At 58.7% G+C, this 15,527-nt stretch carries 17 protein-coding genes; 6 read left to right on the top strand and 11 right to left on the bottom strand.

The window, feature by feature from the left end; all coding sequences use genetic code 11:
- The first annotated feature begins 20 nt into the window (after window positions 1-20).
- Window positions 21-491 (top strand): arsenate reductase ArsC, encoded by a 471-nt coding sequence (locus KSS90_RS15535; protein ID WP_217866280.1) that lies wholly within the window; start codon window positions 21-23, stop codon window positions 489-491.
- A gap of 57 nt (window positions 492-548) precedes the next feature.
- Here KSS90_RS15535 and KSS90_RS15530 read toward each other — a convergent pair whose 3' ends face one another.
- Window positions 549-1,676, bottom strand: coding sequence for an IS481 family transposase (locus KSS90_RS15530; protein WP_217869717.1), 1,128 nt, complete (start codon window positions 1,674-1,676; stop codon window positions 549-551).
- Between the two features lie 94 nt (window positions 1,677-1,770).
- On the opposite strand from KSS90_RS15530, the gene arsH reads away from it, so the two are divergent.
- Window positions 1,771-2,472: an arsenical resistance protein ArsH gene (gene arsH / locus KSS90_RS15525; protein WP_217866279.1), complete on the top strand. Its 702-nt coding sequence runs from the start codon at window positions 1,771-1,773 to the stop codon at window positions 2,470-2,472.
- Between the two features lie 303 nt (window positions 2,473-2,775).
- Entirely contained in the window at window positions 2,776-3,210 is a 435-nt protein-coding gene (locus KSS90_RS15520) for a PRC-barrel domain-containing protein (RefSeq protein ID WP_217866278.1), read from the top strand.
- 142 nt (window positions 3,211-3,352) lie between these two features.
- Here KSS90_RS15520 and KSS90_RS15515 read toward each other — a convergent pair whose 3' ends face one another.
- Both KSS90_RS15515 and KSS90_RS15510 read right to left on the bottom strand, forming a co-directional pair.
- On the bottom strand, window positions 3,353-3,796 hold the full coding sequence (locus KSS90_RS15515; RefSeq protein WP_217866277.1) for a GFA family protein: 444 nt from the start codon (window positions 3,794-3,796) through the stop codon (window positions 3,353-3,355).
- Window positions 3,797-4,006: 210 nt separating this feature from the next.
- Entirely contained in the window at window positions 4,007-4,726 is a 720-nt protein-coding gene (locus KSS90_RS15510) for a tellurite resistance TerB family protein (protein ID WP_217866276.1), read from the bottom strand.
- A gap of 277 nt (window positions 4,727-5,003) precedes the next feature.
- Here KSS90_RS15510 and KSS90_RS15505 point away from each other — a divergent pair, with 277 nt between their 5' ends.
- Genes KSS90_RS15505 through KSS90_RS15495 form a run of 3 tightly spaced genes read left to right on the top strand, consistent with a single transcriptional unit; the run spans window position 5,004 to window position 6,731 of the window.
- The gene (locus KSS90_RS15505; RefSeq protein ID WP_104444015.1) at window positions 5,004-5,657 is read left to right on the top strand and encodes a hypothetical protein; all 654 of its coding nucleotides are present in this window, start codon (window positions 5,004-5,006) and stop codon (window positions 5,655-5,657) included.
- A gap of 22 nt (window positions 5,658-5,679) precedes the next feature.
- Complete coding sequence (locus KSS90_RS15500) at window positions 5,680-6,204, top strand: hypothetical protein (RefSeq protein ID WP_110699588.1); 525 nt, start codon at window positions 5,680-5,682, stop codon at window positions 6,202-6,204.
- Window positions 6,201-6,731: a hypothetical protein gene (locus KSS90_RS15495; protein WP_217866275.1), complete on the top strand. Its 531-nt coding sequence runs from the start codon at window positions 6,201-6,203 to the stop codon at window positions 6,729-6,731. Before KSS90_RS15500 ends, KSS90_RS15495 begins: the two co-directional genes overlap by 4 nt.
- 121 nt (window positions 6,732-6,852) lie before the next feature.
- Here the strand turns inward: KSS90_RS15495 and dapF are convergent, their stop codons facing one another.
- The 8 genes from dapF to KSS90_RS15455 all read right to left on the bottom strand — a co-directional run bounded on the left by dapF (window position 6,853) and on the right by KSS90_RS15455 (window position 15,517).
- Window positions 6,853-7,659, bottom strand: a complete 807-nt coding sequence (gene dapF / locus KSS90_RS15490) for a diaminopimelate epimerase (RefSeq protein WP_217866274.1) — start codon at window positions 7,657-7,659, stop codon at window positions 6,853-6,855.
- Between the two features lie 75 nt (window positions 7,660-7,734).
- Complete coding sequence (locus KSS90_RS15485; protein WP_217866273.1) at window positions 7,735-8,949, bottom strand: MFS transporter; 1,215 nt, start codon at window positions 8,947-8,949, stop codon at window positions 7,735-7,737.
- A gap of 135 nt (window positions 8,950-9,084) precedes the next feature.
- Window positions 9,085-9,330 (bottom strand): acyl carrier protein, encoded by a 246-nt coding sequence (locus tag KSS90_RS15480; RefSeq protein ID WP_217866272.1) that lies wholly within the window; start codon window positions 9,328-9,330, stop codon window positions 9,085-9,087.
- Window positions 9,327-10,880, bottom strand: a complete 1,554-nt coding sequence (locus KSS90_RS15475) for an amino acid adenylation domain-containing protein (RefSeq protein WP_217866271.1) — start codon at window positions 10,878-10,880, stop codon at window positions 9,327-9,329. The genes KSS90_RS15480 and KSS90_RS15475 overlap by 4 nt, the downstream gene beginning before the upstream one ends.
- Window positions 10,877-11,794 (bottom strand): beta-ketoacyl-[acyl-carrier-protein] synthase family protein, encoded by a 918-nt coding sequence (locus tag KSS90_RS15470; RefSeq protein WP_217866270.1) that lies wholly within the window; start codon window positions 11,792-11,794, stop codon window positions 10,877-10,879. The genes KSS90_RS15475 and KSS90_RS15470 overlap by 4 nt, the downstream gene beginning before the upstream one ends.
- Window positions 11,791-12,999 carry a pyridoxal phosphate-dependent aminotransferase gene (locus KSS90_RS15465; protein ID WP_217866269.1) on the bottom strand — a complete coding sequence of 403 codons (1,209 nt, stop codon included), beginning with the start codon at window positions 12,997-12,999 and terminating at the stop codon, window positions 11,791-11,793. Before KSS90_RS15465 ends, KSS90_RS15470 begins: the two co-directional genes overlap by 4 nt.
- Before the next feature lie 20 nt (window positions 13,000-13,019).
- Window positions 13,020-14,360: a hypothetical protein gene (locus KSS90_RS15460; RefSeq protein ID WP_217866268.1), complete on the bottom strand. Its 1,341-nt coding sequence runs from the start codon at window positions 14,358-14,360 to the stop codon at window positions 13,020-13,022.
- A gap of 5 nt (window positions 14,361-14,365) precedes the next feature.
- Window positions 14,366-15,517, bottom strand: coding sequence for a Rid family hydrolase (locus tag KSS90_RS15455; RefSeq protein WP_217866267.1), 1,152 nt, complete (start codon window positions 15,515-15,517; stop codon window positions 14,366-14,368).
- Window positions 15,518-15,527 lie beyond the last annotated feature (10 nt).

Here is a 15,527-nt window from a genome sequence, read left to right as displayed (position 1 = left end):
CACGAAGCGCAGGAGCTTTCATGCGAGTCCTATTCATGTGTACGGCCAACAGCTGCCGCAGCATCCTTTCCGAGGCCATGTTCAATCACCTGGCGCCTCACGGATTTGAAGCCGTCAGTTCCGGCAGTTTCCCGAAAGGCCAAGTGTTGCCTCGCAGCCTGACCACCTTGCAGCATGCCGGCATCTCGATCGAGGGTCTGAGCAGCAAGGGCAATGACGCGTTCGAGCGTTGCCCTCCTGACATCGTCATCACCGTTTGCGACAACGCTGCCGGCGAAGCCTGCCCGGTGTATTTCAGCCCTGCGCTGAAGACGCACTGGGGGCTGGAGGATCCGTCCGCTGTCGTGGCTGACGAAGCGTCGGTCGATGCTGCATTCCGCGCCACGCTGGCCCGGATCCAGTCTCGCTGCCAGGCCTTCTTCGCCCTGCCATTCGAAAATCTCGACCGTGAGCAGCTCAAAAACGAGCTGGATCGCATCGCTACGCTTTGAGCAGGATGTATGGACTTGAGACATCGCTGACACATGTGCGGGGACATGGTGGACACATTATCGCTTACCGTCGGGGTTGTTGAAGTCGATGGTTCGCAGCTTGTGCTGGCAGAAGTAAACATCAAAATGGTCAGGCCCTTGATCGCTGCGGCGGAGCGCCAACACATAGCCTGCTAGCGCCTTGGCTATCCGAAATGAGCGTTTCTTGAAGCGGAACTGACTGCTGTAGGGTTTCACCAAAATATCATCGGGACCGTATTCAACGGGCGGTAGACGGCTTGGGAAAGCCCGCCTGCTCATCTGGTAGCGATCTGCCGGTACTTTGTAGCCCAACTGCTGATGAGGACGCTTGTAGTTGTAAATGCCCCGCCAGAGGTCGAAAGCTTCTTGCGCTTCTCGCAGATCCCGAAAACTGCGCCCGGTTAGTACCTCGGCCTTGAGCGTCCGGTGGAATCGCTCATCCTTGCCATTGGTTTGTGGGTGGCCTGGCCTGCTGAAAGTCAGTCGAATTCCCAGACGAACCAGCCAGATACCTAGCGGTGTGAGTTCTCCGGGATTTCTTGGCGCCCCCCAGGGCGAGCCATTATCCGCGTTGATCTGCACGGGCAGTCCATACCGGCTGAACAGATCGGTCAGGTGCTCCATGACCAACCCTGTGCGCTGATGTGTGCAGGCCTGTATCACAAGGTTAAAGCGTGAGTGGTCATCAATCAGCGTCAGCGGATAACAAGGTCCCTGAGCCGTTTGGAAGAAACCTTTAAAATCGATCTGCCACAGATCATTCGGGGCTTCGCGCTCAAAGCGTGTCCATGGTTTAGCCGCCTCGGAGGCCTCCGCGGTGATCAATCCATGCCGATGCAGGACATTGGTTACGGTACTGGCACAGATGCGCTGATCAAGCAGGTGACTGATCTTTCGGCCACCCCACGTGGAGTGCTCCTTACGGATGGCAATCACTTCCTCTTCTAGCCCAGGCTGAGTCTTGCGAGGGCTGACGGCTGGCTTTCGAGAGCGCTCCTTCAAGCCGAGCAAGCCCTCCTGTCGAAATCGATTGAGCCATTTGTAACCCGTCTGAGGGCTAATGCCGAACCGGCGGCATAGCTCCCTCATATTGGCGCCCGGGTGATTGGCCAGGCTAACGAACTCTTCTCTTAAGCTCATGGCATCTCTCGCGTTCCAAGGCATGGTCGTATTCCCGGCAGATTGCTTGCCGAAAAGTGTCAACCATGTCTCCGCACACGTGTCCACCATGTGTCCGGTCCATACAGCAGGAGGAAACATGTCCGAGCAACTGCCTAATCTCGATCTCTCGCTGTTCGATCTACCGCCAGCGGCAACCCGCTCCAGCGAGCACAAACCGCGCATCCTGTTGCTGTATGGATCGACCCGCGAACGATCCTTCAGTCGCCTGCTGGTGGAGGAAGCTGCACGCCTGCTGGAGCACTTCGGTGCCGAGACCAGGGTCTTCAATCCTTCGGGCCTGCCGCTACCTGACGATGTGCCTGTCGAGCACCCCAAGGTGCAGGAGCTGCGTGATCTGGTGCAGTGGTCGGAAGGCCAGGTCTGGTGCTCGCCAGAGCGCCACGGTGCAATGTCAGCAGTGTTCAAGGCGCAGATCGACTGGATTCCTCTGGCACTGGGTGCGGTTCGCCCCACTCAAGGCAAGACCCTGGCGGTCATGCAGGTGTGTGGCGGCTCGCAGTCATTCAACGTGGTCAACCAGTTGCGCGTGCTTGGCCGCTGGATGCGCATGTTCACCATTCCCAACCAGTCTTCGCTGCCCAAAGCCTACCTTGAGTTTGATGACGCCGGGCGTATGAAACCCTCGCCGTACTACGATCGTGTGGTGGACGTCATGGAAGAACTGGTGAAGTTCACCGTTCTGTTGCGCGACCGCCAGGCGTTCTTGGTGGATCGCTATTCGGAACGCAAGGAAAACGCCGAGCAACTCTCTGCCCGTGTGAACCAGCGCTCGATCTGAGACGATGCCGCTTCAGTCGTCTCCACGTCCCACCGCTGGTCGCAAATAGCGAACGGCTGATGATGCTCATCACTCTCCTATTCTGAGCACCGCAGCAACGGATCCAGGCCCTCGAAGCTTAGTGTCCTAGCCCGTCGCTCGCTGTCCCGCCCGCCTCTCCTACCAGCCTTGCTGACGCAGGAAAGATACCGTGCGGTTAAAAAATGTCTGATCACGCCGGGCATCTCCGCCGGCGTCACCCGAGCAGCCTTGAACCAAGCGTCGAGATGCTCACTGCCTATGGCCTCCGGCCAGGAGCGCACTATGAACTTCGAAGAACGCGACAAGTACGGTATGTACAAGGGACGGACCGATTTCACTGTCGAGGGAGACCGCGGACCGGGGCCGCGGCTGATGGGGGCGGATACCCTCATCGGCAACGACGTGTATAACACGCAAGACGAAGACTTGGGTGACATCAAGGAAATCATGTTGGACACCGCCAGCGGCAAGGTTGCGTACGCTGTACTGTCGTTCGGCGGTTTCCTTGGGATGGGTGAAAAGCTGTTCGCCGTGCCGTGGGGGGCTTTGCGCCTGGATACGGTGAACAAGCGCTTCGTCCTTGATGCCGACAAGGACCGCCTGAAGAACGCCCCAGGCTTCGATAAGGACAACTGGCCAAACATGAGTGATCCGACTTGGGGCAGAGGTATCCACGACTACTACGGCACCACGTGGGAAAACGATCCCCGGCTGTGATGTGTCAACCTGCTTGGCCGGGCTCCCGGCCAAGCCTATCCTGATCAACAGGACCGTGACAGGCGGCTTTGGGTCGATGGACGTGCTCTTCGCAGCGAGAGCCACACGCCCTCGCAGCACGGTCTCCAGGCAGGCTGTGCAGTCACTCTGCGGTGCTTTCGTATCGCACCCATCCTGCAACCTCGGAACCTGCGACTACACGGTCTTTGGGGTGAATCCGACCTTCACTGACAGGCACCTCTGGGAAGTCAAATGGGCTCATGCCCTCAATGCAGGCCACATTGACTCCATACTGATCAGGCGCAGAACGGCGCTGGTGGAAGGTGTAGATGCCACACTTCGAGCAGAAGTAGTGCTTTGCTTCGCGTGTGTTGAACTGATAAAGAGTCAGCGCCTCTTCCCCTTTGGTAACAGTGATGTCGCCCAGGTTAGCTGATACCGCCACGGCACCACGCATACGGCAGAGAGAGCAGTTGCACCTACGCGCTGTATGCGTGCCGTCGGTCAAGCGCAATGAGAATTGCACCGTCCCACAATGGCAGGCTGCTTGATAGACAGGGCGGTTATCGTTTGTTTCATTGAGCATGGCATTCCTCTACTTGAGTCTGGGAAGTCAAAGTAGGAGTTAACGCTCCGCTTTGTCTGGGAACGGTTGTCCGGTCCGACAGGTTGGGGCGAGTATTTTGAGTCGTAAGCGATCACTCGCAGATGGTAGCGATCGCCCCAAGGCCGTCGTCGCGAAAGCCTTGCCCACTCTGGCCGCGGATCAATGGCGAGCGCAGGCATCGCATCCAAGTCAGGCGACGCCCTTGGCCTGTTGCTCCAGATGCACCTGCAATGCCGGATCGAGTTGCAGTGCGCCGGCCAGCTCATCCAGGTAGGCCCGCTCTGCTTCCTGCTGGTCATCCACCAGCATCACGCTGGCCAGGTACATTTCCGCGGCCATGGCCGGGTCCCGCGCCGACTGCGCCACCTCGGCAGCATCGAGTGGCTTGCTGACTTCTTCATCCAGCCATTGCTGCAGTTGCGGGTCGCTGGTCTGGCGTTTGATTTCGGCGTAGATCAACTGTTCTTCCTGCTGGTCGATGCGCCCATCGGCCTTGGCCGCCGCAATCAGCGCGCGCAGGATCGCATGGCTGTGATCCTCGGCCTCGGAGCCGGACAGTTGATCCACCGTGCGGACCGCCTGCTGCGGGGCTGCCGCCTGGCTGCGCTGCCAGTTCTGATAGGCCTTGAATGCCATCATCCCCAGTGACGCCAGGGCCGCGTAATTGACGCCGCCCGCGGAACGCCCCTGGGTAGAGCCGCCAGTGTTGCTGCCACCGCCGCCCAACAGACCGCCCAGCAAACCACCAAGGCCACCACCAGCCGTCGTACCGCCGCCGCCAAGCAGGCCGCCAAGCAAACCACCCAAGCCACCCAGGCTGTCTTGCGATGACCTGCCGCCGCTCCCTTGTTGCATCTGCGAAGCTTGTCCGGCCCGCAGCAGCTGTTCGAGTAGATCACTGGTATTCATGGCACCGCCCTCGTCGGTCGTGGTCGCCCAGACAAGCAACGATAGCCCCCTGAAGGCGATCCGCCATGACCGCCTGACCAATGGGGCGTTCGGCTCAATGCGTTGTCGATGCTCGGATTGAGGGAGGGCGATAGCGCCTGCGCAAGGTTGGTGGCAAAAGGCCGTATTCCTGCTCGCCTGATCCCTTGCCCCGCTATATCATTGCGCCCCCGCAGCTGAGGTGCTTGCTCGCTGATTGCAGCTGCCGATGGATCGAGACCCGCCCCAAGGATTTTTCATGCCTGGATTGCTCCGTGCGTTCGCACGTCTGTTACCGCTTGCCCTACTTACCGGCTGCGCCGCCAAATCCCCCGCCCTGGTCAGCGAGGCCCTGCAACCTGCCGCTGGTGGTCCAGTAACGTACCTGGTAGGCAGCATCGGCCCCCTTGGCCGCGATAGTGCCTACACCAACCAACGCATCCTCCTGCGCAAACGTGGCGCGCAGGACGGCGCGGCGGCATGGTGGGGTTTCGCCGAGGTGGCCCACACCCCGAAAGACATCGAAGAGGTGCGCGGCCCCGACAAGCAGGCGTTGCCCGGCGAGGCCAGCGTGTTCGTCATGCCCCTCAAGCCCGGCGACTACGAGTTCTATGACTTCCAGTTCTTCTGGAACGGCTACAACGGTGGCTACAGCTCCATCCGGGCACGGGAACAGTTTCTTGTGCCCATGCACCTGGAAGCAGGCAAGGCGTACTACATCGGCGAATTCCGTTCGCGTTGCCTCGGGCTTTCCGCGTGCCTGTTCTTTCATGGCGACCAACAGCCGCGCGATGAAGTGATCGCCCGGCGCTACACCCCCGGGTTGCCACCCCTGCAGGCCCTGAACTTGAACATGGCGCCGGCATTCCCCTTCGTCATGCCGCTGCCCCAAGCCGCCCAGCCGGCGAAGTGACCCGTACCCAGGAAACCCAGCAATGAAAAAGACTCTGTTCCTCAGCGCCAGCCTGCTGCTGGCCGGCTGCGCAGGTACCCAGACCTTGCCCGATCCGCGCATCGAGGCAGGCCAGGATTACCTGCCGCCGATCGCAGTAATGGTCGATTCGCTCGAACACGGCACCGAGCTGCGCAATTACCTGCGCGAGAGCGGCGTGTTCAGCAAGGTCGAGAACGGTGCCGCAGGCGAAGGGCAGACCCAGGTGATGGTCAAGCTGGATGCCCAGCGCAAGGTTGCGCCTGCACCGTTGCTGTTCCTCAGTGCCGCCACTCTGTTCCTGTTGCCCTTGCAGAGTGACCTGGACACCAAGGCCGACTTCACCGTGATGCGTGATGGCAAGGTGCTCAAGCGCTATCACTATGAGAACTACATGGCCAAGTACGCCTGGCTGCTCGACCTCGGTATTCCTGAGCGCGAGGAAAACATCCGTCGGGTCGCCCGTGCTTTCGCCCGTGACATGCAGGCCGCCAACCAGGCCAGCAAGCCGCTGGAGGCGCAGCGATGAACAACCTGGTCAAGGCGGCGCTGATGGCGGCCGGGCTGGCATTGCTCGGTGGCTGTAACCCGTCGATGAAGCCGTTGGGCTATCACGCGCAAAAGCCCTACGTGCCGATGAGCCTGTTTGTGCTGCCGGATGGCTACACCCGCTTCGACGTCCAGGAGCGTGACGAGCTGACCAGCGCAGTCAGGTCGTCCGGCGCGTTCTCTTTCGTCGACCACGGGCTACCGCGCAAGGGTTACGCCCTGGTCATCAGCCAACCGCCAGGGGAAGGGGCTGGTTTTCTGGTCGCGCTCAACGCCCTGACGCTGCTGACGTTCCCGATGCCCTACAGCTACGTGCATAACCTTACCGGCAAGGTCTACAAGGACGGCGAGTTGCTGCGCACCTTCAGCTACAAGCGTGAGGGCATGAGCGTGGGCACCTGGTATGTGCCGCCGCCGATCACCGAAAACCAACGGCAGATGCTTACCGAGCTGATGCGCGACCTGGATGCCAGTGCTTTGATTCCCAAGGTCGAGGACGCGGGGTAGGTCGGGTTGGCTGATCAACGGTAAGGCGTGGCAAGGTGAAAACAGGCGAGGGCGCACCAGCCTGTTTTCAACGCAGCATGATCGTTGCGCAGGCACTTTTCGAACAAAGCCCTGCGTGTATTCAAATCACTTGGGCAAGGCACTCGCTATCCAGCGAATACAGACCGACTCGGCACACCGGGCCTTGCATCAATACGTTGTAGTCGTTGTCCAGCTCGATCATGATGACGCCACCTGCCATCTTCACCTCCACCTGCGACCCGACCAGGCCAAGCCGACGTGAAACGGCTGCCGCAGCGCAGCTGCTAGTGCCCGAGGACAACGTATAACCTACCCCGCGCTCCCAAATCTGTACTTCGAGCGTGTGTTGATCAATGACCCGTACGAACTGAACGTTGGTACGGTCGGGGAAGATCGACAACTGCTCGATAATCGGCCCCAGCTGTCGTGCCAGCGTTTCGGTTGGTTGATTGACGAATACCACGCAATGGGGGTTTCCCATGGACACGGGATTCAATTGTAGTGGCGTGCCGTCAACGGCAACAGTGAATTCCGTCGTCTCCGAAAAAGTGGCTCGGCCCATGGCGATCGAGATCCGCTGCCCCTTGTCGAGCACCTGGCAGGTCACCACGCCCCCTTTGGTGGAAATTTCAAAAGGTGCATCGCCGACGATGCCCTGGTCCCACAGATAGCGGCAGAGAATCCGCAGGCCATTGCCACTTTTCTCCGCCTGCGAACCGTCGGTGTTGTAAATCTGCACCGACAACATCTCACCTTCTTTGATCAGCGGTACCAGAATGCCGTCACTGCCCAGTCCACGGTGCCGGTCGCAAATTAGGGAAATGACCTGTCTGGAATAATCAAACGGTGCGCTGTCGCGGTAGACAAGGTAGTCATTTCCAGCCGCATGGTATTTGAAAAACTGCATTAGCTAGGGCACCAAAGTTATCAGAGGATTGAAGTTGAAAATCGGCTATCAACGATAATGCTGGGGCATCGAAGTTTACCTCGATGCCAAGTTGGTTGGCAGCAGGCGAGGTCGCATGGCACACAGGCTGCTGCCCGTCAGTACACACGCGATCAATGAATAGCACAGGCCATTGGGGCCAGCCAGCGAAAGCATGAATCCACACCACGCCGGGCTGATCGCGGCCCCCAGGCTTGCCAGATTGTGTGCGGCAAAATAGCTGCCTTTAAGGTGGGGCGGGCTGATCGAGTCGATATAGAGATACTCGGCTGGCTGAATCAGAAGCTCGCCGAGGGTGAAAATCAACATCGACAGACACCAGGCTGAAAGTTGTTCGGAGACGGAAAAACCGAGCAGGCCGGCGGAAAACAACACGGCGCCCATCAGTACCCGACTGTTCAAGCTTTCCAGGGTGATGCAACGGCTGACGACGCGTTGCAGAAGAATGACCGTAGCGGCGTTGGTCAACAGTAACAAGGAAAGTGTCTCCATGCCTTGGGTGGCAGGATACTTATAGAGCAGCAACAGCGACAGAAAGAACGTGAAGCGACCGTGAACGACAGTGTTAAAGAATGAACCCAAGGTATAAAAGACCAGATTTCGGTCTTTGCCCAAGGCCCTCGGTACCTCGGCCAACGATAGCTGTCCGCTTGTCGGCGAAGTACGAGATGGGTTTTGCTCCTTGCTTAGACACATGATGACGACCATCGCCAGACAGCTGGCACCCGCTGCCACCAGAAGAGCCAACGTCAGGGAAGCCTCCGCCAGCCGAACGCCGAGGATAGGGCCTATGGCAAACGCTACATTGGTCAGGATGTAGCGATAGGAGAATGCCTGGACGCGTTGCTGCTCTTTCACAAAATCGGCCAAGAGTGCCTTCAAGCCGATGCTGAACAGTGCTGCGGCGAACTCCATGAACACCAGCAGCAGGCTGACGAGCAGAATGATCTGGGCAAATGGCAGCAGCGCCACAGCCAACGCCATGAGCAGCAATGCGGCAGTGGCAAGGTGCCGTCGATCGAACCAATCAAAAAGCAGTCCTGCCGGCAATGACAACAACGTTGCCAGCAGCATGGCAATGCTGAGCAGCCCCCCTGCTTGCCAGCTGTTCAAGGCAAAGCTGGTAGTCAGCAAAAGAACCATCAATGGACTGGCTATACCTTTGCCCAGGTCGTGCAGCAGGGAGCCCAGCAAGAGGGTAGGCAGGGCGGAGGAGGACCGCAACGGCGAGAAGGAATGCATGGAGGACATCAGGCTCCAATGAGGATGATGGGTACAGCCTAGGCTCGGTACGAAATGTATTTGCACTCGCCCATACGGCGTTGAAACGGGGCTCGGAAGGCTCATGTACCCCAGTACACTGCGCTTTCTCTCCCCGTTCAGACCCTAGCGGTGATCGATGCACAAACCCTGGAGCGACTCCAGCGTGAGGGCGTGAAGTTTGGCAAAGGCGGCAGTGTCGAAGACGATGCCGAACTCATCCTGGAGATGTGTAATCAACACAATCATGCCCATCGAGTTGACGCCTTGTGCGTGCAGCGTGATCTTAGGGTCGACCGGGTCAGGCAGATCTGGAAACAGCCGGCTCAACAGCTCGGCAACCTGGGTATTGCTTATCGACGATGTGCTCACGGCAGGCTCCTCTCAGTCATCTGCTTTGCCGCCAAGGCTTGCCGGTCGACCTTGCCGTTCTGGTTCAGTGGAAAGGCGTCGACCTGGAAGAAACGCGAAGGTGTCGTCGCCTGGCCGAGCCGCCTGACGCATGAGGTTGCAATCGCCTCCGTGTCCAAAGGTGCTTGAGCGATCAGGAAAGCATGGAGCTCATCACTCACCTTACCTTCTCGCTTGACCACGATGGCATCGCTTACGCCGGGGCAGTTGCGCAGGGCAAGTTCGACCTCTTCGAGCTCGATGCGGACACCGTTGATCTTCACCTGGTTATCTTTGCGTCCCAGGAACACGATGTCGCCGTTCGGCAAAGCACGAGCCATGTCGCCGCTGAAATAGAATCTCACCTCGCCCGTGCCTTCAACCGGCAAGGTGCGGAACTGCCGCTCAGTCAGTTGAGGATTGTTCAGGTAGCCATTGCCCACGCAGATACCCCCAATGATCAGCTCGCCCGCTTCACCCGATGGCACGGGGCGCAGATCGTCGTCAATGATCGCTACATGTGTTCCCGCAATGGGTTTACCAATCGGGATGATTTCGCTGGCATAACCGCGTGGCGGATTGAACACCAGGGTTCCGATCGTGGCTTCGGTCGGCCCATAGCCGTTGTAGATCCGGCAACCTGGCAGCCGCGCATGAAGCGCACTGATCAGCTCGACACCCCAAGGCTCACCGCAGCAGACGATATGCCGGAGGTGTTGGCAAGCCTCGATTGCCGGGCTCGCGAGCAAATGCTGCAAATGGCTGGGCACCATGATAAGCATGGTCACACCGTGCTCACGGATGCAGCCAGACAGGTAGTTGGGGAAGTTGACGCGAGTTTGGTCGGGCACGAACACAGCACCCGCGGAGAAAAAGGGCAGCACGGCTTCCTGTATCGATGGGTCAAACGATGCCTGGGTTTTCAGGGCCGTCACATCTTCGCTACCGAGCGTGTAGTAATCGCGTGCCCACTGCAGCCGATTCAGCAAACCTTTACGGGGGATACTCACGCCCTTGGGCACGCCGGTCGAGCCTGAGGTGAAGATCACATAGGCGGTGGCCTCGGGGGAGGGTTCCGGGTACTGGTCGAAGACTGCTCCCGCAGGTTTACCTGAAAAGAGCGTGGAGAGAGAGCAGGTTCGTATTGATTCATCAGGCATTGCCGTATCCGTGATGATTATGGCGGGCCGGGCCTGTTCACAGATCAAGCGTTTGCGCTCGGGGGGCAGGGCAGCGGCAATTGGCAAGTAGACCAGGCCTGCAAGCAGCAACCCCAGAACCAGGACGGGATAGCGTAACTGCACCGTTGCATTCACTGCGACCACATCACCGCTACGCAGCCCTAGCTCATGGAGGCGAGCATGCAAGGTGAGCAGTGCGGTCCGGATGTCGCTGTAGGTCAAGCGCTGCTCGGAGTCGAAGGCCGCTACGTTCGATGGCTGACGCTGAATGATGGCTTCGATGTGTTCGACCAGCGAGAAGTCCACTGGATAGGCAGGCCCACCGGTTACTGTCGGTAATGCTCCGTTCATGCTGCACTCCTTGCGGTGTTGCGTACGAGCCCGATTCCCTGATGAAGGTCCGCATATCCGATTAGCAGGTAGAGCTCTTCGGCGGCTACCGCTTGCTGCGAGAGTTCGGCGAGCGCCATCAGGTAATCGCTTGCAAAGCAGTGAGCCATCTGTGTGGCATTGCCTGAGAAACGCTGCGGTGCCGAAAAGCCGAGGCGGTTCAGCAGCATGTTGACCACCGGCAGGTAGAAGTTGGGTAGCACCACCTTGGCGATATCTGAGCGCTGCAGCCCATGACGCCCGAGCAAGCGCGTGACCAGCGCGTCCAGGGCATTGAGATCGCCACGGAAGAACGCGCCTGCCTCGTGAGCGCGACCGAAGCTACAGGCGCTGTCAATCAGCGCCAGTGATGACCTTTCAGTGCTGCTCAGGATCACACCGCCAGCCGCATCGCTGAACATGCAATTGCGATCAAAACGATGCGCTTCACTGACGGACGAATCAGTCGTGACCAACAACACGTTTTCGCACTTGCTTGAGCTGATCAAGGCATCGGCCAGGTGCAAGCCATTGAACAGACTGTTGCAACCGGTGAGTGTCATTCCGGTCACCGGCACATGGTCGAGGCCGCAGGTATGTAAAAGCGTGTCGAGGCGGTCGTTACCTTGCAGGAAACCGAGAGAAAATCGGCTGCTGCAAAGAATCAGGTGGTCGATAGGTTGCTGCCGCGCCGATTTGGCCAGAACTTGCTCGATAACACGCTGGGCCAGGTCGAAGGCATCTCCCTGCGTTCGACTGAGTCGGTGCCAACCCATTATTTCCGGGGCATCGGGTAGCCCATACTCTCGCCGCTTACGGTCGAAGTCCTCGACTTCGAGATAGGAAAACTGTTGTTCGCCAAGCACGCCGGCGACATTGCGAAGATGGATTGTCATCTCGACACCTTCCCGGAATGCCTGAACTTCACCTGGGATAATTGCTGCCGCAAGCGAGAGAACACTGTTTCGTCGTCGCCACCGAAGGCCACGGAAAAGCGCACCTGGCTCCGTCCAGCCACTTGGTAGGGGATCGTCAGGATCCCCAGTTCACTGGCCAGGTAGTGCGAGAAGTCGTAGGCAGTGTCGAACGTCCTGCCATTGATCAAACCGGGGGGACATTGTGCGTAGACAAAGAACGCGCCGTCAGGATTGAACACCGTCAGGCCATTTGCCTGGAGGATATCGACCAGCACGGTGCGCCGCTTGGCTATGCACTGGCAAAGCTGTTCGGCAAAAGCGCGATCGTCGAGGACGGTGGTAACCGCATCCAGTAAAATGCGCGGCTGCCCACTTTCGTGCAACAGACTGAGCTTGCCAAGCGCCTGGATAAACGCGGGTGCGGCAAGGATGAAGCCAAGTCGCCAGCCGGGAATCTGCAATGACTTGGAGAGCGAATGCACTTCGATGCAGTGGCTCGATGCGCCATCTGCATACAGGAAACGTCCACGGGGTTGATCAGCAGGCAGCAAGTCCGCATAGGCCGCGTCGTTGATCATCAAGATGTCGTGGAGCTTGCAAAGAGCCAGCAGACGATCACATTCCGCTTGGCTTGGCACTTTTCCAGTCGGGTTGTTCGGGTAGTTCACCACCAGCAACTTGGCACGCGCGAGCACTTCTGCCGACAACTGCTGCAGATTCGGCAGGAAGTCGTTTTCCTCCAGCAGGGGCAGTTCTACCACGGTCGCGCCCAGGCGCTGTGCCATGGTCGAAAAAATAGGGTATGCCGGCGTCGTCACAAGAACAACGTCGCCCGCGTCTATCAGGGCCAGACACAGCAGATTGAGCGCGGACTTTGCGCCACTGGTGGGTAGAACGGCCAGCGCGGACGACGACCTGATACCCTGGGTTGCGTGCCGTAGGCACGCCGCCTCGTAAGCCGAATGATGGTAGACATAGCCATGTAGCTCACGACGCGCGGCCAATGCACTCAACGCCTCGGAAAGTTCGTCAGCGGGTGGCATGAAGGCGTCCGCGACGCCGAAGTCGAGGAGTGGTTGTCCAGTTGACGAGGCCTTGAGCGTACGGACCCAACTGAAGAAGTCGTCGCTGTCGGGGGCCAGCTTGGTCTCGCGAAAGAAGGTATTGAAGACTGTCGCTTGCATGTTCACGCTCGATCGAAGGGTCAATAGTGCTCGTCGTTGAAGTTGCTCAGGTGCGCAGTGCCTGAGAAGGCGCCGTGATGGCTGTAGCCGCGGACATGACGCAGGGTGCGATGCTGCATGTCGTAGACGTAGATGAGCTCATTCGAAACCAGCAACACGTAGCGGCCATTATCGGAAGTCTCTATCCATAGCGGCATGTGTCCGAGCAAGGTGCAGAAGTGCAGCCCCTGGGTCGCGATGGATTCGTGCTCGAAGAGTTGCTCGTCCCTGATTCGTTGCAGCGTACGTTCACGCACAATGTGAAAACGATTGGGATAGGCACTGAGCACGATGTAGTGCTCGCCCTGGTAGATGAACAATTTGTGGGATGTCAGCCGGTACAGCCCCTTGGGCTGATACTTATCTTCGAGGTTGAGCACGCCCTCTCGGATCGTGCCCGCGATCAGTGTCGCCTGGCCGTGCAATATCAACTTGCCGTGTGCTTTGGACAGGTTGTGGCAAGACAAGTAGAAGCGTGAAGGGTCCGTCCGCGAGAACTCGATATGCCCAGGGGTGCCTGCAGCAACGAGCTGTGCCTGGGACTGCCCGGTCGACTTGTCCACCAGGTAGATTCGATTGGCCTGCAGCCCTCCAGCCTGATATGCCTGCCAGTGCATCGGGTCGGCAAAGGGATCTCCTTCAGGGCAAGGAGGACGAACGTTCGCAGCCAGGCAAAATTCGGTCAGTACCAGGTAACGCGGGTCCGGGCTCTGCTTGACCTCGTGCAACGCCTCAAGCGTGCGCAACGAGGCCAGCTTGCGCGGGCTTTGCCAGCTTGTATCAAGCGCATATAGCTCGGTATCCAGCTCCTGCGGCCCTGCACCATAGGCCCGCAAGCGCTGCTGCATATCGGTCATGGTGTACAGGTATTCACCTGTGCCGCGATCAAGCGAGTTTTGCGCGGACATCATGCGTGGCACGAATTCATCATGTTCAGAGACATGGCCTACATGTCGCTGGGAAAACTCGATTTCTCGGGCATAGCTGCAGTTGTGCATGCCAACTACAACGCGACCATCTTCAAGTTCAAGCGCCTCATGCGGTTGAACGAAACAATACGCTACGGCGTTGCTGGAGCCGCAGGCGTAAGGGTACTGGTCAGGGGCCAGATGCTTTTCTATGTATCCGGAGAATGCCGAAACGTAACCGTCGACCTGCACGATGCAGCTTTTGATAAGTTTCTGAGCAAAATCGATGAGGTAGTAACATTCTCGGTTTTCCCTGAGGCCACCGATGAAGATACGGCCGGTCAAGTCATCCGGTAGCTGCCAGTCAGAGGGAAAAGGCCTTTCGTCGAAGTGAGCGCTGTCAGTGATCGGCATGGTGCTTATTCCGGCATCACGGCAATGGCTTCGATCTCCACCAGCAACTCGGTTCGGCAGACATCAGCCTCGACGAACGACGCCACTGCCCGGTCCGGCAGCAGTGCAGCGCATACCGCGCGTACCAGTGCAAAGTCTTTGCGGTGTTTGATGTACACCGTATAGCTGACAATGCTTTCAAGACCGGATACCGCTGGATAGCAGTCGTAATCCGACAGCAGCCTGGCGCATAGCAGGTTGCCTATGTTTTCAAGGGTCTGCCTCGTTTGCTGCTCGATATCACCGAGATGCACGCTCTTCGCACCGACGATACTGGCCGTTCCGGATACGAACACCATCGCTTGCGCACCACCAAGGATGGCCACCGCGCGTGAAAACAAGGGCGCGATCAGGCTCTCCTCCTTCGGGTAATGAAACGCACTGGTCTGGCGTCGATTCTCCAGGGCGACGAGACGCATTCCAGGGCGAGTCCTGCACGAGAGCAGTCCAAGGGTGAGTGAAGGCCCTTGCGTACCTATGCCGGTACTTGCCGGGAAGGGAGAGCCGACCGTTCCTTTACCGATCCCTACCTCCTGGAAAACGTCTCGCCGAGCCGCATTGACCTGTTGATAGGGGGTCTCATCGTGTCGCCCCTGGGTGATGTTGCCGATGTAAATCCAGGCGCGCAGCAGGTCATCGGGCGTATGCCCTTGGGCATGGCCAAACGTCATGCCGTCGTAGAACTGCCGGCTGAACACAGAGGCCACTTGCGCATTGCTCGGCACAAGCTCGTTGCTGGCCGAGAACAGCCATTGCAACGCAGCAGAGGAGCTGTTCGAGGAGGCCTCATTGGCAATGGCCGCCTGATCCACCAGCCAGGCGCTGAGCTGCAGCTGTCCTGAGAAGGGCGGCTGAACAACGACCTCGGCCCGGCAAAGCAGCGCCGGGAAATCCTTCGTCAGTTGCTCGAGAATGCCGTGAAGCTGGTCTTGGTCGCTGACTGCCACCACCAGGCGCAGTACACCGAGTGGTACCGGCTCGCTGCTGGATGCAGCCACCAACTGCAGCAGGCAATCGCTGAATGCATCAGGTGTACAAGTGGCACTGAGGAATTTGTGACGTGAGCCGGCAAAGGACAATGCCAAGGCGTTGTCCCCGAAGGGAATGCTGAGGGTCATCGAAGATCTT

The organism is Pseudomonas maumuensis (genome assembly GCF_019139675.1).
Lineage (GTDB): Bacteria > Pseudomonadota > Gammaproteobacteria > Pseudomonadales > Pseudomonadaceae > Aquipseudomonas > Aquipseudomonas maumuensis.
The sequence above is the reverse complement of the archived record's forward strand: the minus strand, read 5'-3'. Positions and strand labels throughout refer to the sequence as shown.

Excerpts from the sequence above, each read along its gene's own strand:
- arsH (WP_217866279.1), top strand. The coding sequence starts at position 1,771 with ATGTCCGAGCAACTGCCTAATCTCGATCTCTCGCTGTTCGATCTACCG.
- KSS90_RS15470 (WP_217866270.1), bottom strand. The coding sequence starts at position 11,794 with ATGACAATCCATCTTCGCAATGTCGCCGGCGTGCTTGGCGAACAACAG.
- KSS90_RS15460 (WP_217866268.1), bottom strand. The coding sequence starts at position 14,360 with ATGCCGATCACTGACAGCGCTCACTTCGACGAAAGGCCTTTTCCCTCT.
- KSS90_RS15505 (WP_104444015.1), top strand. The coding sequence starts at position 5,004 with ATGCCTGGATTGCTCCGTGCGTTCGCACGTCTGTTACCGCTTGCCCTA.
- KSS90_RS15465 (WP_217866269.1), bottom strand. The coding sequence starts at position 12,999 with ATGCAAGCGACAGTCTTCAATACCTTCTTTCGCGAGACCAAGCTGGCC.
- KSS90_RS15500 (WP_110699588.1), top strand. The coding sequence starts at position 5,680 with ATGAAAAAGACTCTGTTCCTCAGCGCCAGCCTGCTGCTGGCCGGCTGC.
- KSS90_RS15475 (WP_217866271.1), bottom strand. The coding sequence starts at position 10,880 with ATGAACGGAGCATTACCGACAGTAACCGGTGGGCCTGCCTATCCAGTG.
- dapF (WP_217866274.1), bottom strand. The coding sequence starts at position 7,659 with ATGCAGTTTTTCAAATACCATGCGGCTGGAAATGACTACCTTGTCTAC.
- KSS90_RS15530 (WP_217869717.1), bottom strand. The coding sequence starts at position 1,676 with ATGCCTTGGAACGCGAGAGATGCCATGAGCTTAAGAGAAGAGTTCGTT.
- KSS90_RS15515 (WP_217866277.1), bottom strand. The coding sequence starts at position 3,796 with ATGCTCAATGAAACAAACGATAACCGCCCTGTCTATCAAGCAGCCTGC.
- KSS90_RS15495 (WP_217866275.1), top strand. The coding sequence starts at position 6,201 with ATGAACAACCTGGTCAAGGCGGCGCTGATGGCGGCCGGGCTGGCATTG.
- KSS90_RS15455 (WP_217866267.1), bottom strand. The coding sequence starts at position 15,517 with ATGACCCTCAGCATTCCCTTCGGGGACAACGCCTTGGCATTGTCCTTT.
- KSS90_RS15535 (WP_217866280.1), top strand. The coding sequence starts at position 21 with ATGCGAGTCCTATTCATGTGTACGGCCAACAGCTGCCGCAGCATCCTT.
- KSS90_RS15485 (WP_217866273.1), bottom strand. The coding sequence starts at position 8,949 with ATGTCCTCCATGCATTCCTTCTCGCCGTTGCGGTCCTCCTCCGCCCTG.
- KSS90_RS15510 (WP_217866276.1), bottom strand. The coding sequence starts at position 4,726 with ATGAATACCAGTGATCTACTCGAACAGCTGCTGCGGGCCGGACAAGCT.
- KSS90_RS15520 (WP_217866278.1), top strand. The coding sequence starts at position 2,776 with ATGAACTTCGAAGAACGCGACAAGTACGGTATGTACAAGGGACGGACC.